Genomic DNA, 15,904 nt, shown 5'->3' with positions numbered 1-15,904 from the left:
GGCGCCGAGTCCACTGTCGAGGCTGTGCGCGTGACCCACGTCTCTGGACAGCCTGGGTTAACAATCACTAACCTCCCCGATGTTAATTAACGTTAACTAACACGCAGGACCGTGCTTCGATTCTCTTCGAGCGGGCCGCGCGAGGAGACACCATGAACGCCCATGCCACAGCGCGCCGTCTCACAACCGAGGCCGATCCGTTCTCGGAGGCGTTCCGGCGCAACCAGGCCAGTCATGCCGCAGAGGTCGCGGGGCTGCGGGCGCGGCTGGCCGAGACCGCCGAGGGCGGCGGCCGACGAGCCAGGGAAAGGCATGTCGCGCGTGGCAAGCTGCTGCCGCGCGACCGTGTGGAGAACCTGCTCGATCCCGGGTCACCGTTCCTGGAACTGGCGCCGCTGGCGGCGTGGGAGCTGTACGGCGGGGACGCGCCGGCCGCCGGAGTGGTCGCCGGGATCGGCCGCGTGGCCGGGCGCGAGTGCGTCGTCGTCGCCAACGACGCCACCGTCAAGGGCGGCACGTACTACCCGATGACGGTCAAGAAGCACCTTCGGGCCCAGGAAGTGGCGCTGGAGAACCGGCTGCCGTGCATCTACCTGGTGGACTCCGGCGGCGCCTACCTGCCCCGGCAGGACGAGGTCTTCCCCGACCGGGAGCACTTCGGGCGCATCTTCTACAACCAGGCGAACCTGTCGGCCCGCGGCATCCCGCAGATCTCGGCGGTGATGGGATCCTGCACGGCTGGCGGCGCGTACGTCCCGGCGATGAGCGACGAGACAGTGATCGTGCGCAATCAGGGCACGATCTTCCTGGGCGGTCCGCCGCTGGTGAAGGCCGCCACCGGAGAGGTGGTCACCGCGGAGGAACTGGGCGGCGGTGAGGTGCATGCCCGCGTCTCCGGCGTCGTGGACCATCTGGCCGAGGACGACGCGCACGCCCTGCGCATCGTCCGGGACATCGTGGCCACGTTCGGCCCGCGAGCGCCGCGCCCATGGGACGTCGCCCCCGTCGAGGAGCCTGTCGTGGACCCCGCCGAGCTCTACGGCGTCGTACCGGCGGACAACCGCACCCCGTTCGACATCCGGGAGGTCATCGCCCGCATCACCGACGGCTCGCGCTTCGCCGAGTTCAAGGCCGAGTACGGCCAGACCCTGGTCACCGGCTTCGCCCGCATCCACGGCCACCCGGTGGGCATCGTGGCGAACAACGGCATCCTCTTCGCCGAGTCCGCCCAGAAGGGCGCCCACTTCATCGAGCTGTGCGACCAGCGCGGCATACCCCTGCTGTTCCTGCAGAACATCAGCGGCTTCATGGTAGGCCGCGCCTACGAGAACGGCGGCATCGCCAAGCACGGCGCGAAGATGGTCACCGCGGTGGCCACCACCCGGGTGCCCAAGCTGACGGTCGTCGTCGGCGGATCGCACGGCGCGGGCAACTACTCGATGTGCGGCCGCGCCTACTCCCCCCGCTTCCTGTGGATGTGGCCGAACGCCAAGATCTCCGTCATGGGCGGCGAACAGGCCGCCACCGTCCTGGCGACAGTCAAGCGGGACCAGTTGGAGGCCCGCGGCGAGGAGTGGTCCGCCGAGGCCGAGGCGGAGTTCAGGCGCCCCATCCGCGAGCAGTACGAGCAGCAGGGCAGCGCCTACTACTCCACCGCGCGGCTGTGGGACGACGGGATCATCGACCCCCTCGACACCCGTCAGGTGCTCGGCCTGGCCCTGACCGCGTGCGCCAACGCCCCTCTGGCCGAACCGCAGTTCGGCGTCTTCCGCATGTGACCTCCCTCCCTCAGATCCGAGGAGTCTCCAGGTGTTCGACACCGTCCTGATCGCCAACCGTGGGGAAATCGCGGTACGGGTCATCCGCACGCTGCGTCGGCTCGGCATCCGCGCAGTCGCCGTCCACAGCACAGCGGACGCGAGGGCCCGGCACGTACTAGAAGCCGACACGGCGGTGGCCCTGCGCCCCGGCGGGCCCGCCGACGGCTACCTCGACATCCAGCAGATCGTGGACGCCGCCCGTCGTACCGGCGCGCAGGCGATCCACCCCGGCTACGGATTCCTCTCCGAGAACGCCGAATTCGCCAGGGCGGTCACCGACGCCGGACTCGCCTTCATCGGCCCGCCGACGGCCGCGATCGAGCTGATGGGCGACAAGATCCGCGCCAAGGACACCGTTCGCGCGTACGGGGTTCCCGTGGTGCCAGGCAGCAGCGGCAGCGGGCTGACGGACGACCAGCTCGCCGAGGCGGCCGCCGAGGTCGGCCTGCCGGTGCTGCTCAAGCCGTCGGCGGGCGGCGGCGGCAAGGGCATGCGGCTGGTCCGCGATACGGCCGCCCTGCTGGAGGAGATCGCCACTGCCCGGCGTACGGCGCGCGGCGCCTTCGGGGACGACACCCTGCTGGTGGAGCGCTGGATCGACCGTCCGCGCCACATCGAGATCCAGGTGCTGGCCGACGCGCACGGAACCGTGGTGCACCTGGGCGAGCGTGAGTGCAGCCTCCAACGCCGCCATCAGAAGATCGTCGAGGAGGCCCCCTCAGTGCTGCTCGACGAGGCCACTCGGGCGGCGATGGGCGCGGCGGCGGTCGAGGCCGCTCGCTCCTGCGGCTACGTCGGCGCGGGCACGGTGGAGTTCATCGTCTCCAGCGACCGCCCGGACGAGTACTTCTTCATGGAGATGAACACCCGGCTCCAGGTCGAGCACCCGGTGACCGAACTGGTGACCGGCCTGGACCTGGTCGAGTGGCAGGTGCGCATAGCCGCCGGCGAACCGCTGCCCTTCGGTCAGGAGCAGATCGGATTCGACGGCCATGCCATCGAGGTCCGGCTCTACGCCGAGGACGCCGAACGGGACTTCCTGCCCAGCGGCGGCCGGGTGCTGACTCTGCGGGAACCGGCGGGCGAGGGGGTGCGCGTCGACTCGGGGCTCGTCGAGGGTTACGAGGTCGGCAGCGCGTACGACCCCATGCTCGCCAAGGTCATCGCGCACGGCCCGGACCGGGCCACCGCGCTGCGCAGGCTGCGCGCCGCCCTCGACGACACCCGGGTGCACGGAGTGACCATCAACGCCGGATTCCTGCGTCGGCTGCTCGATGACGACGATGTGGTCGCCGGACGTGTGGACACCGGGTTGGTCGAGGCCCGGCTCGACTCACTGGTGCATGCTCCGGTGCCACCCGAGGTTCCACTGGCCGCGGCGCTCGCCGTCCAGCTTTCGATGGAGTCTGCCTCGGATCCGCAGGCGTGGGTGGATCCCTTCTCCGTGCCGTCCGGCTGGCGGATCGGCGGCCCGGCCTGGATCACGCACCGGTTCCTGGACGGCGACCGTGAGCCCATCGAGATTCGCGTCCGCCGTGCTCCCCGTGGACCGGCTGCTTATGAGGTGTCCTTCGAGGGCGACGCGGCTGCGCCGGCCGACCTGCGCACCAGCGGGACCGGCAAGGTGCTCCTGACCTGGGGCAGGGAGACGCGGGGGCTCGACCACACGGTGGAGACGACCCCGACCGGAGAGGTCGTGCACTGGCTCTCCCTCGGCGCCGACACCTGGCGGCTCCGGACCTTCGATCCGGTCGCCGCGGCCGGCGCCGCCGCCGGAGGGATCGCGGGCGGCGCACTCGCCGCCCCCATGCCCGGCACGGTCACACTCGTGAAGGCAGCCGTCGGAGACACCGTCACCGCGGGCCAGGTCGTCCTCGTCGTCGAGGCCATGAAGATGGAGCACGCCCTGACCGCGCCCTTCGACGGCACGGTCACCGAGCTGCGCGCCGCACCGGGCGCCACCGTGGCCCTGGACGAGGTCCTCGCGGTCATCGAACCCGCGAATCCACCGGCATGAGACCCACCGGCGAAGTTCGCCCACGGCCGGCACACCCACCCCCGGCGAACGCCCCGGCCGTCCGGCCCCCAGATGCTCCACCCACACCGTCATGACACAGAGGACGACATGGTGAACCACCGACTCACTGATGAGCACGAACAACTTCGCAGTACTGTCGCGGAGTTCGCCCGCGACGTGATCGCCCCCGTGATCGGCGACCACTACGAACGGCATGAATTCCCGTACAAGATCGTCCAGGAGATGGGCAAGCTCGGCCTGTTCGGGCTGCCGTTCCCTGAGGAGTACGGCGGCATGGGCGGCGACTACTTCGCCCTCGGCCTGGTCCTGGAGGAACTCGCCCGCGTCGACTCCTCCGTGGCCATCACTCTGGAGGCGGGCGTCTCGCTCGGTGCCATGCCCATCCACCTCTTCGGGACCCCTGAGCAGAAGGCCGAGTGGCTGCCCCGGCTCTGCGCCGGCGAGATCCTCGGCGCCTTCGGCCTCACCGAACCGGGCGGCGGCTCGGACGCCGGGGCGACCCGTACGACCGCCCGTCTGGACGAGAACACGCGTGAATGGGTCATCAACGGCAGCAAGTGCTTCATCACCAACTCCGGCACCGACATCACCGGACTGATCACCGTCACCGCGGTCACCGGCACCACAGAGAGTGGAGCCAAGGAGATCAGCGCGATCATCGTCCCCGCGGGCACCCCGGGCCTGACGGTGGCGGCACCGTACTCCAAGGTCGGCTGGAACTCCTCCGACACCCGGGAGCTGTCCTTCGCCGACGTCCGTGTTCCGGCGCAGAACCTGCTGGGCCAACGCGGCTGCGGCTACGCCCAGTTCCTGCGCATTCTCGACGAGGGCCGGATCGCCATCGCCGCGCTCGCCACCGGCCTGGCGCAGGGCTGCGTTGACGAGTCGCTGAAGTACGCCCGTGAGCGGGAGGCGTTCGGCCGTCCCATCGGCGCCAACCAGGCCATCCAGTTCAAGATCGCCGACATGGAGATGCGCGCACACACCGCGCGGCTGTCCTGGTACCACGCCGCCTCCAAGCTGGTCTCCGGTGAGCCCTTCAAGAAGGAGGCCGCGCTCGCCAAGCTCTACAGCTCCGAGATCGCCGTCGACAACGCCCGCGACGCCACCCAGATCCACGGCGGCTACGGCTTCATGAACGAGTACGCCGTCGCCCGTTTCTGGCGCGACTCCAAGATCCTGGAGATCGGCGAAGGGACCAGCGAGATCCAGCGGCTGCTCATCGCCCGGCAGCTCGGCCTCACCGAGTTGGAGGGGGCACGCTGATGGACAAGGTCATCGCATCGGCGTCCGAGGCGGTCGCGGCGGTTTTCGACGGTGCGTCGCTGGCCGTCGGTGGCTTCGGGCTCTGTGGCATTCCCTCGGCGCTGATCCAGGCACTGTTCGAGCAGGGCGCGAGGGACCTGGTGGTCGTATCGAACAACTGCGGAGTCGACGACTGGGGCTTGGGGCTGCTGCTCGAAGCCGGCCGCATCACTCGCGCCACCTCCTCCTACGTCGGCGAGAACAAGGAGTTCGCCCGCCAGTACCTCGCCGGCGAGATCGAACTGGAACTGGTCCCGCAGGGCACGCTCGCCGAGCGACTGCGTGCCGGCGGCTGCGGCATACCGGCGTTCTTCACCCCGGCCGGCGTCGGCACCCAGATCGCCGAAGGCGGGCTGCCCTGGCGCTACGACGGTGCGGGCGGCGTGACCGCGGCCTCCCCACCGAAAGAGGTGCGCGAATTCCACGGGACGGAATACGTGCTGGAGGAGGCGATCACCACCGACTTCGCCCTCGTCCGCGCTGTCCGCGGGGACCGGCACGGCAACCTCGTCTTCGCCCGGTCGGCCCGGAACTTCAACCCCCTTGCGGCGATGGCGGGACGGGTGACCGTCGCTGAGGTCGAGGAGCTCGTCGAGCCAGGCGAGCTCGACCCGGACACCGTCCATCTGCCGGGCGTCTTCGTGCAGTCGGTGGTTCCCCTCACCGCGGCCGAAGTGGACGAGAAGCGGATCGAAAAGGTGATCGTGCACCAGACGACGGGAGGGTGGGAGTAATGGCCTGGTCCAGGAACGAGATGGCCGCCCGGGCGGCCGCCGAGCTGACCGACGGATCGTATGTGAACCTCGGCATCGGACTGCCGACGCTGGTGCCCAACCATCTGCCGCCCGGCGTTCACGTGGTCCTGCAATCGGAGAACGGCATCCTGGGCGTCGGCCCGTATCCCACGGCCGACCGGGTCGATCCTGACCTGATCAACGCCGGCAAGGAGACCGTGACCGTACTGCCGGGCGCCTCCTTCTTCGACTCCGCCCTGTCCTTCGGCATGATCAGGGGCGGGCACATCGACGCGGCGATCCTCGGGGCCATGCAGGTCTCCGCCGTCGGCGACCTCGCCAACTGGACCATCCCCGGCAAGATGATCAAGGGCATGGGCGGGGCGATGGATCTCGTGCACGGCGCACGGAAGGTCGTCGTGCTGATGGAGCATTCGGCCAAGGACGGCACGCCGAAGGTCGTCCGGGAGTGCACGCTTCCCCTGACCGGCAAGCGGTGCGTGCAGCGCATCATCACCGACCTGGGAGTCATCGACGTCACCGAACACGGGCTGGTCCTCGCCGAGACCGCCCCTGGCGTCTCCGTCGAGGAGATCCGGAGCAGGACCGAGGCCGACCTGACGGTGAGGGAGCCGGTGACGATGTGACCAGGGCAGACATGACAGCGGGCCCGAGGCCCGGACCGACAGCACTTCCCAGCCTCTTCGGCGCCCGATTCACGCGCGATCCGCACCCTGTCCTGGAGGAACTGCGCCGCACAGCACCTGTCCACCACGACCCCGACACCGGTCTGTGGCTGGTGAGCCGGTACACGGATGTGCGACAGATCCTGCTGGACCCGGTGACGTATCTGCCAGACAACGCCCAGCACGCCGTCGCCCTGCTCTCCACGCCCGCGCTGAGGGCCCTCGCCCGGGCCCGCTTCTCGCTGCCGCCCGCTCTCGCCAACAACGGTGGTCCCAGCCATGCCGGACTGCGCCGTCTGGTCACCCGGTTCTTCAACGCCGACCGTGTGGCCGCGGCGGTACCGCTGGTCGAGGAGACGGCACGGGAGACGCTGGCCCGTCTACGGGATCGATACACGTCAGGTGCCCCCTGCGACCTCGCCACGGAGTACGCGAAGGTGCTGCCGTGCCGGGTGATGATGCGCCTGCTCGGCATCGCGGACGTGCCCGCCGCCACGCTGGTCGAGTGGAGCGACGCCGCGCTGGAGTTGTTCTACGGCCGACCGTCGGACGAACGGCAGGTCCACTTGGCCGAGTTGGTCGGTGACTTCCACCGATGGCTGACGGACCAGGTGGCCGGGGCAGCGCCGGCGGACGGCCTGGTCGGCGCGCTGCGCCGGCACCGCCTGCCGAGTGGCGAGCCGCTGGACGCCCCGACCGCCGTAGCCGTGTGCTTCTTCGTCTTCATCGCCGGCCAGTCCACCACCGGCCAGCTCATCTCCACGGTGCTGCGCCGGGCCTTGGAGGACCACCAGGTCTGGGCACGGGCCGCCACGGACCACGACTTCGCACAGGCGTGGGTCGAGGAGGTACTGCGCCGTGAACCTCCCGTCACCACTTGGCGAAGGGTTGCCGCACGGGAAGTCGAACTGTCCGGCGTGCGCGTGCCCGCGGGTGCACAGCTCCTGCTGATGCTGATGGGCACAGGTTCGGATCCCGAGATCTTCGACGAGCCGGACCGGATGTGCCCGTACCGGGCGAACATCCGCCACCACCTGTCCTTCGGCGCGGGCCGGCACCGCTGCCCAGGAGCGTCGCTGGCCCGCACCGAGCCGGCGGTAGCGCTCCGCACGGCCGCCGAGCTGATACCGGACGCGGTCCTCGCCGAGGAGACGGACCCGCCGATGCTCGGGCTCCTCTCCTTCCGCGCACCACTGCGCGTGCTGGTACGCCGCCCCTGACCCCGCCGTCGCCAGGCCCGAGCAGACTGGCTGTGGAGACGGGAGCAGGGCAGGGGGCGGGGGCGGGAACCCCAGAGCACCCGGATTCGATCATGTCGACTCCCAGGACAGCTCGGGTCAGGGCGGCCGACAGCGCCCGTCCGGCCAGTAGGGCCGCGACGTAGAGCTGAAGCCGACAAAGCCCTCACTGACATGACGAACCAACCCTATCCTGGTGTAATCACCACATTGGTGTGGGCATGGTTCCCGAGAACGGATGAGTGACCATGGGCGGTACTGCGTCACACCGGCTGAGGCCCGGGCCGATCGGGAGCCGACGTTGTCCTGGCTGAGTACGGCCGTGTCGGACGAACACGGCGTTCTCACGGAGTGGAGCACCGGCGCCGAGCGGCTGCTCGGATACTCCTCCGCAGAAGTCGTGGGGCACTCCGCAACCAACCTGCTCTCCGGGCGGTTGCCCGGAGAGGCCAGGCAAGCTCTGAGAACGCGCTCGTCGTGGAGCAGCGAGATCGAGCTGCGACACCGGAACGGCAGTAGTGTCACCGTGGAACTTCTGGCCGTTCCCACGACCGGGGATGACGGAACCCAAAGGTGGTCCCTGGTGGCTGCTCCGGGAGTCAAGCGCTGTCGACGTGAGGCCGAAGTCCTCACTGAGTGGGCATTCGAACAGTCGGTTTTCTCCACCGCGATATACGACGCGGATGGTCGGCTGCTTCGGATCAGTGACGCCGGTGCCAGAGTGATCGGCGTCAGGGAGGACGAGGTACGCGGGCTGCGTCTGACGGAATTCCTACCGGGTCCCCCCTATACCGAGGTCGAGGAGCTGATCTTCACTGCGCTGGGGGCCGGTGAGCCGGGGAAGAAGCAGATATTTGTGCGGGCACCGGGTGAATCCCGCCCCCATGCGTGGACCGTCTTCGTGTGGCCGCTCAAGGGGGCATCCGGTCCGGTACAGGGCGTGTGGGTCTGCTCGCTCGACATCACCAACGAGTACCAGGCGCGGGAGAGGCTCGCCCTGTTGGACAGGGCCGGCGCTCGGATCGGGACCACGCTGAACGTGGAACATACCGCCCGGGAGCTGGCCGAGGTCACCGTTCCAGAGTTCGCCGATGTCGCCTGTATCGATCTTCTGGAATCGGTGCTCCGCAGCGAGGAGCCGGCCGACGGCCCGCTTCCCGGCGACGTAATGCTGCGCCGGGTCGCGTGTGAGACCGGCATTGAAGGTGCCGTCCCGTCTGTCGTGACGCCAGGGCAGGTGCAGGCCTGCGCGGATGCCTCCCCTTCGCGTCGTTGCCTGGCTTCCGGCGCTCCTGTCCTGGTGAGACCGGGGGATGCAGATTTCGACGGCTGGGTCGCGCAACTCCCACCTTCGGTCGCGCAGGGCATCGACTCGTTGATGGCGGTGCCGCTGCACGCCCGCGGGCACCCCCTCGGCGTGGCCGTCTTCGCACGCCGGGGACGGCCGGACCCCTTCGCTGAGGACGACCTGCTCCTCGCCGGGGAACTGGTGGCCAGAGCGGCGGTCTGCGTGGACAACGCACGCCGTTACACACACGAGCGGGCAACAGCGGTCGCCCTCCAACGGAGTCTGCTGCCACACCGAATGCCCAGCCACGCAGCAGTGGAAGCCGCCAGTCGATATCTGCCCGCAGACTCCCGGGTCGGCGTCGGGGGTGACTGGTTCGACGTCATTCCCCTGTCCGGCGCCCGAGTCGCCCTGGTTGTCGGGGACGTCGTGGGGCACGGTATCCATGCTTCCGCGTCCATGGCGGGGTTGCGCACCGCGGTTCGTACGCTTGCCGACGTCGACCTCTCCCCCGACGAACTCCTCACCCAGCTGGACGACCTGGTCATCAGCCGGTCCGCAGACGCCGAGCTCGACAAAGGGGGCGACGTCTCAAGCGAGATCGGCGCCACCTGCCTGTACGCGGTGTATGACCCGATTTCCCGCCGCTGCAGCCTCGCCCGCGCCGGTCACCTGCAGCCGGCGGTCGTCAGCCCGGACGGCTCGGTCGACTTCCTCGACGTGCCCACCGGTCCCCCGCTGGGCCTGGGCGGTCTGCCGTTCGAGACCACCGAGCTGGAACTGCCGGAAGGAAGTCTGCTCGTCCTGTTCACCGACGGCTTGATCGAATCCTACGATCGAGACATCGATCTGGGACTCAACAGGCTGCGCCACGTCCTGGCAGGATCCACCGAGTCGCTGGAGACGATCTGTGACAACGTGCTGGACAACATGCTCATCGAGCGCCCCGTCGACGACGTCGCACTGCTCATCGCCCGCACCCGTGCCCTCAGCGCCGACCGGGTGGCCGTCTGGGAACTGCCCGCCGACCCTGCTGCCGTCGGCAAGGTCCGCAAGCAAGCAGCCGCCCAGCTGGTCGCATGGGGACTGGAAGAGGCTGTTTTCGTCATCGAGCTGGTCGTCAGTGAACTGGTCACCAACGCCATCCGGTACGGTTACGCGCCCATCGTGCTGCGGCTGATTCACGACCAGGCCCTCATATGCGAGGTGTCCGACGCCAGCACCACCTCCCCGCACCTGCGCCGGGCGCGCACCTTCGACGAGGGAGGACGCGGCCTGTTCCTGGTCGCCCAGCTCTCCCAGCGCTGGGGCACCCGCCACACCACAACAGGCAAGACGATCTGGGCCGAGTGCGCGCTGGAGAGCTCCCCCAAGTAGGGCGGGGGCTGTACGGAGATCTGCGCAGTCGGCCGTCGAGTCCCGACGGATGTCTTGTGGGTGAGGGTTCATGGTCTCAAGCAATCAAGGCGATCAGCCCGCATCGGCCGGAACGGCCCGGCCTCGCCGACGCTCCACATCTCGTGGTCTGCGACGACGGCTGGCCGCAGGAGCCGTCCGACGCCGCGGTCAAGCCGTTTTGCGGCGCCTGCGAGCGCCCGCACGCGGATCTGATGATCAAGAAGACACCAGATTTCCGTCCTTACGGGAGGCCCGGCTCGACCTGGGCCGGGCTCGACGAACCCGGCCAGCTCCGGAACGCCTTCAAAACCCTTTATGGAAGGGGCAAGTGGGGGAAGAGTGCGCGACTGTGGTCGAGGTCGGGCGAGACGAAGACGCCCTCTGCTTCGACGAGGTGCTGGGCAGGGTGCGTTTCGGTGGCGATAGATCCGTGGACGTAGGTCTTTCGGTTCTCGGTGCGGGTGATGCGGGCCTGGGCGCGCAGGGGCGTGTCAAGCGGGACGGGCCGCAGGTAGCGGGTGGTGAGGGCGACAGTCATCGACGGGCGTGCGTTGTGCAGGCAGACCAGGCCCATGAGTTCGTCGAGGAGCATGGCGCTCATGCCGCCATGCGCGTAACCCGGCGGACCCTCGTGTGCGAGGGAGAGGGTGCAGTGGCCGGTGACGGTGTCGGCGGTGGTTTCCACGCGGATGGGGGGAGCGAGGGGGTTGCCCTTGCCTGAGACGGGGTTGTAGAAGCGCCGGCCGGTGGCGAAGTCGTCGATGGCGGGGACACTCGCCCGCAGGCGCCGGGGGTCGACCAGCTGATCGGTGAGGCGGCGGGCGGCGTCGGCGACAAGGTGCAGCGTCTCGGTGGGGGCTTCGGCGCCGACTGCGGCATCGACGAGGGCGCGGAGCTCGTCGCCGAGCGCGGTGACGGCGCGTCGACGCTGCTGCAGGTCGTCTTCCAGGACGGTGGGGCCGGTGCCGCGCTGGGCCGGCTGTGGGGTTTCGGGGTTCATCGATTCTCGTTCTGTGCGGGGGGGGGCGGTGCGGCGCGGCCTGGTGCGCGCCTGTTGGCGGAGGCCCGGCTTGGCGCCGGGCTGCTGTGCCGGCGGCATGGGCACAGCAGCCGGGGGTGTCACCTGGCGCGGGTGTTCTCGACCCCGCCGTGGACGTGAAGCCTGTCGGCCTGGTGCCGACCGTGCTCTCAATTGTCCAAGAGGAAGATCGGCTTGTGGCCGGCGTGGTCGGAGGTCAGGATGTCGGGGATCTCGTCCCATTGATAGATCCCGCTGGTGACCAGTTCAGGGTGGAGCTTCCCGGCGGCCACGGCTTCCAGCGTGGGTGTCATATTGGGCCGGGCGTGTCCCTTGCCGTTGTGGAAGTGGACTCCGCGCTGGTACAGGGCCAGCAGGGGCAGCTGGACCTCGTCGAAGTAGATGCCGACGCTGTTGACGTAGCCCTCTGGCATGACCGACAGCAGGGCCTTGCGAAGTCGTTCGGGGTTGCAGCTGGCGTCCACGGCGAGATGGAAGTCCTTCTCTCGCTTGCCGTTGACGTCGTGGACCTCGGCGCCGAGCTGCTCGGCGACCTTCATCCGGACTGGGTCGTCGTCGTAGTACACGGTGCGGGCGCCGGCGCAGTGGACCGCGACGTCGACGCAGTACAGGCCGATGGAGCCGGTCCCGCCGAAGACCGCGATCTTCGGGTCGGTGATTCCGGCGACGGTCGGCATCACCGTCTCCCAGCCGAGGGCGAGGTTGTCGCCGATCGAGGCGAGGTGCACGGGGTCGATTCCGGCGGGCAGCTTGGCCAGGTTGAAGTCGGCGTAGGGGACGCGGATGAGTTCGTCGAAGGTCCCGCCCCAGGCCCCGTTCACGGGGAGCCCGTACTGGGCGTCACCGTGGAGGAGGCAGCGGGCGGTGTGGCCGAGCTTGCACTGTGCGCATGTGCCGCAGGCGATGTGCCAGGCGACGCCGACGACGTCGCCGACCGCGATGTCCGTGCAGTCGGGGCCGACCTCGACCACCGTGCCCACGCACTCGTGGCCGAGCGGGAACGGGCCGAATCCGGAGAACGGCGTCTTGTCTCCGATGACATGGTGGTCGAGGTCGCACGTCGTGGCCGCGAGCGGACGCACGAGGGCGTCCGCGCCCTCGACGAGGGTGGGGGCGTCGATCTCGTCGAAGCGCAGTTGCCCGGGGGCGACGAACATCAGGCTCTTCATAGGAAAACTCCTCGGTTGCGTGGGGGATCCAGGGCCGCACGGTGTGTCCGTCGGCCCGGTCCCGCGTGCGGTCAGATGGCGCCGGACTCCGGGGCGCCGACAGGGATCGCCTCCAGGAAGAGCGCGTCCGGGGGGCCGGCCAGTGCCTGCGCCAGGGCGACGCCGATCTCGCGCATCGCGGCGCCCTTCATGTGCGCGCCCAGTGCCTCCTGCGAGGCCCATTTCTCGATCATGACGAACTCGCCGGTGGTTCCCGCCTTGCGATGCAGCGCGTACTGCAGGCACCCGGGTTCGGCAAGCACCGCGGGTATGGCCGCCTTGAACGTCTTCTCGACCAGCTCTTCCTGGCCCGGCTTCGCGACCATCGTCGCCACCAGGACCACCGGCTCGGCCATGGGGTACACCTCTCTCGATATAACACTCGTCATAATCATGGCAGAAGTTGCGGGCCGCTGGTCACAGCGGCTGGTTGGATCTCAGTTCCTTGCGCAGGATCTTGCCCGCCGATGACTTGGGGATCGCGGCGACGAACTCGACGGCCCGCACCTTCTTGTAGGGCGCGACCTGCGCGGCGACGAACTCCATCACCCGCGCGGCGCTCAACGCGGGATCCGCAGCGACGACGAACGCCTTCGGTGTCTCCTCGCCCTCGGCGTCGGCCACGCCGATCACCGCGGCGTCGGTGATCTCCGGGTGGGTCAGCAGCAGCGCCTCCAGCTCGGCCGGCGCGACCTGGTAACCCTTGTACTTGATGAGCTCCTTGATGCGGTCGACGATGTACACGCATCCGGTGGCATCGACTCTCGCCAGATCCCCGGTGTGCAGGAACCCCTCGGCGTCGAGCGTCTCGGCGGTGGCCTGCGGATTGCCCAGGTAGCCCGCCATCACGTTCGGCCCGCGCACCCACAGCTCCCCGGGCTCGCTCAACCCGTCGGCGGGCACACCGATCTCGGCGCCGGTCGCGGGGGCGACGAGCTTGTTGACCGTGTTGGGCAACGGCCAGCCGGCAGCCTCGATCGGCGCGCGGCACCCAGCGACCCCCGCCCCGCCGTCGGCCACCGGCACGAGGTGGCTGACCGGGCTCAGCTCGGTCATGCCGTACCCCTGCACGACCGGCACCGACAACCGCCGGGCCACCGCCGCGCCCAACTCCTCGTCCAGCGGGGCCGCACCGCTGACGATCGCCCGCAGCGAGCTCAGGTCGTAGGAGTCGACCATCGGATGCTTGGCCAGGGCCACCGCGATCGGCGGCGCGATGAACAGGTAGGTGACCCGGTGGCGCTGGACGGCCTCCAAGAACGCCGACAGGTCGAACCGGGCCATGGTCACGACGCGGCCGCGTGCGGCCAGTGTCGAGTTCAGCAGCACCGACATGCCGTAGATGTGGAAGAACGGCAGGACCGCGAGCACCACGTCGTCGGAACGCAGGTCCAGGACCGGCGTGAGCTGCGCGATGTTGGCCGCCAGGTTGCGATGGGTCAGCATCACCCCCTTCGGTAGGCCGGTGGTGCCGGAGCTGTAGGGCAGTACGGCCACTCGCTCGGCCGGGTCGAACCGGTCAGGCGCGGGCGCCGGGCCGGACACGGGCGGGCGTTCGGCGTCCAGAATCAGGGTCGCGCCCGGGTGCAGCCCAGCCGCGCCCACCGCTTCGCCGGCCTTCGCGGCCAGGGACGTCACCGTCACCAGCGTCCGCGCCCCGGAGGCGGTCAGCTGCTTGGCGATCTCAGCCACAGTCGACAGCACGTTCACTGTGGTCACGGTGGCGCCGGCCCGCAGGATCCCGTGGAACGCAACCGCGAACGCCGGCACGTTCGGACACAGCAGCGCCACCGTGTCGGCGGGGCGGACGCCACGCGCCGCCAGCTCGGCGGCGAACTCGTCGACGCTCGTACGCAAGGACCCGTACGTCAGCATGTCACCGGACTCCGCGGAGACCAGCGCGACTCGGTCCAGGTCGGCGGGGCCCAGACCTGCGAACAGGTAGGCGTGCAGCCCCCGTTCAGGCAGCACCACATCGGCATGGGGACTTACGAAAGTCATCGGCGCACCTTCAATCCAGGGCCGCGAAAGCGGCCTTGACGTACTGGGTCGTGCGGTCGCTGCCGAGCAGCCCGGTGCCCATGTGGTTCATGACGTACGAGATCGCGGCCCGGCGTTCGGTGTCGATCACGACCACCGATCCGCCCCATCCGGTCCAGAAGCAGATCCGTCCTTCCGGGAGATACGGCACCGCCGGGGACGGCAGCCCGAACCCGATGCCGAAGCGCAGATGCATCCCGAGCACCAGGTCCGGTCCGTTGGTCTGCTGGCGGAAGATCAGGTCGATGGTCTGTGGCGACAGCAGGCGTACGTCGTCGAGCGTGCCGCCGCAGGCGATGACGGAGTGGATCCTGGCGAGCGACCGGGCGTTGCCGTGGCCGCTCGCCGCGCCGATCTCGGAGCGACGCCACTCGGGGCGCCATGACTCCTCGGCACCGCCGAGAGGGCCGGTGAAGGTCTTCATCGCCACACCGTTCGGATCGGCGCCGGCGAGATCGCTCGACCGGAACGGCGGCGGTACGACATCGGCGACCCTGCCGAACTCGGAGTCCGGCAGACCGATGTGGAAGTCGGCGCCGAGCGGGCCGGCGATCTCCTCGGCGACGAACCCGCCCAGAGTGCGCCCGTCGATCCGTCGGACCAACTCGCCCACCAGATGGCCGTAGTTGAGCAGGTGGTAACCGGACGCCGTGCCCGGGGGCCACCACGGCGCCTGCGCGGCCAGCCGGGCCGTCGACGCCGGCACATCGAGGACGTCCGCGACGGTCACAGGCCGGTCCCACCCCGAGACACCGGAGGTGTGCGACAGCAGGTGCCGGACCAGCACACCTGCCTTGCCGCGCGCGGCGAACTCCGGCCAGTACCGGGCCACCGGGGCATCGACGTCGAGCAGTCCCCGCTCCACCAGCAGCAGCGCCGCCAGGGAGGTGACCGTCTTCGTGCACGACCACACATTGGTGATCGTGTCGCGCCGCCACGGCGCCGTACGGTCCTGATCGGCCCATCCGCCCCACAGGTCGACCACCGACTCCCCGTCGACCATGACCGCGATCGAGGCGCCGAGTTCGTCGCCCGCGTCGAGGTTCCCGGACAGCCGCGCAGCCAGCTCCGCGAAACGCTCGTCGCACACTCCGTCCAGATCCGCCACGG

The 15,904-nt window shown here is 69.4% G+C and carries 12 protein-coding genes; 7 read left to right on the top strand and 5 right to left on the bottom strand.

Annotated elements, in window-relative coordinates; genetic code table 11:
* Window positions 1-152: 152 nt before the first annotated feature.
* The 7 genes from IQ210_RS41335 to IQ210_RS41305 all read left to right on the top strand — a co-directional run bounded on the left by IQ210_RS41335 (window position 153) and on the right by IQ210_RS41305 (window position 10,486).
* A complete protein-coding gene (locus IQ210_RS41335) occupies window positions 153-1,778 on the top strand; it encodes a carboxyl transferase domain-containing protein (RefSeq protein WP_019068882.1) in 1,626 nt (541 codons plus the stop codon).
* A gap of 31 nt (window positions 1,779-1,809) precedes the next feature.
* On the top strand, window positions 1,810-3,837 hold the full coding sequence (locus IQ210_RS41330; protein ID WP_019068881.1) for an ATP-binding protein: 2,028 nt from the start codon (window positions 1,810-1,812) through the stop codon (window positions 3,835-3,837).
* A gap of 108 nt (window positions 3,838-3,945) precedes the next feature.
* Window positions 3,946-5,124: an acyl-CoA dehydrogenase family protein gene (locus IQ210_RS41325; protein WP_019068880.1), complete on the top strand. Its 1,179-nt coding sequence runs from the start codon at window positions 3,946-3,948 to the stop codon at window positions 5,122-5,124.
* The gene (locus IQ210_RS41320; RefSeq protein WP_019068879.1) at window positions 5,124-5,897 is read left to right on the top strand and encodes a CoA transferase subunit A; all 774 of its coding nucleotides are present in this window, start codon (window positions 5,124-5,126) and stop codon (window positions 5,895-5,897) included. Before IQ210_RS41325 ends, IQ210_RS41320 begins: the two co-directional genes overlap by 1 nt.
* A complete protein-coding gene (locus tag IQ210_RS41315; RefSeq protein WP_019068878.1) occupies window positions 5,897-6,544 on the top strand; it encodes a CoA transferase subunit B in 648 nt (215 codons plus the stop codon). Before IQ210_RS41320 ends, IQ210_RS41315 begins: the two co-directional genes overlap by 1 nt.
* Window positions 6,545-6,555: 11 nt before the next feature.
* Entirely contained in the window at window positions 6,556-7,803 is a 1,248-nt protein-coding gene (locus IQ210_RS41310; protein WP_019068877.1) for a cytochrome P450, read from the top strand.
* A gap of 340 nt (window positions 7,804-8,143) precedes the next feature.
* Entirely contained in the window at window positions 8,144-10,486 is a 2,343-nt protein-coding gene (locus IQ210_RS41305) for a SpoIIE family protein phosphatase (RefSeq protein WP_322658049.1), read from the top strand.
* A gap of 334 nt (window positions 10,487-10,820) precedes the next feature.
* On the opposite strand, the gene IQ210_RS41300 is transcribed toward IQ210_RS41305, so the two are convergent.
* From IQ210_RS41300 to IQ210_RS41280, 5 genes are all read right to left on the bottom strand, one after another.
* Window positions 10,821-11,507: a PaaI family thioesterase gene (locus IQ210_RS41300; protein WP_194084404.1), complete on the bottom strand. Its 687-nt coding sequence runs from the start codon at window positions 11,505-11,507 to the stop codon at window positions 10,821-10,823.
* A gap of 188 nt (window positions 11,508-11,695) precedes the next feature.
* Entirely contained in the window at window positions 11,696-12,715 is a 1,020-nt protein-coding gene (locus IQ210_RS41295) for a zinc-dependent alcohol dehydrogenase (protein WP_019068874.1), read from the bottom strand.
* A 71-nt stretch (window positions 12,716-12,786) separates the two neighbouring features.
* On the bottom strand, window positions 12,787-13,110 hold the full coding sequence (locus IQ210_RS41290) for a putative quinol monooxygenase (protein ID WP_019068873.1): 324 nt from the start codon (window positions 13,108-13,110) through the stop codon (window positions 12,787-12,789).
* A gap of 61 nt (window positions 13,111-13,171) precedes the next feature.
* Window positions 13,172-14,755 carry an AMP-binding protein gene (locus IQ210_RS41285; RefSeq protein ID WP_026178571.1) on the bottom strand — a complete coding sequence of 528 codons (1,584 nt, stop codon included), beginning with the start codon at window positions 14,753-14,755 and terminating at the stop codon, window positions 13,172-13,174.
* 10 nt (window positions 14,756-14,765) lie between these two features.
* Entirely contained in the window at window positions 14,766-15,902 is a 1,137-nt protein-coding gene (locus IQ210_RS41280; protein ID WP_019068871.1) for a serine hydrolase domain-containing protein, read from the bottom strand.
* Between the last annotated feature and the right edge of the window lie 2 nt (window positions 15,903-15,904).

Source organism: Streptomyces justiciae (genome assembly GCF_015163075.1).
Classification (GTDB): Bacteria; Actinomycetota; Actinomycetes; order Streptomycetales; family Streptomycetaceae; genus Streptomyces; species Streptomyces justiciae.
The sequence above is the reverse complement of the archived record's forward strand: the minus strand, read 5'-3'. Positions and strand labels throughout refer to the sequence as shown.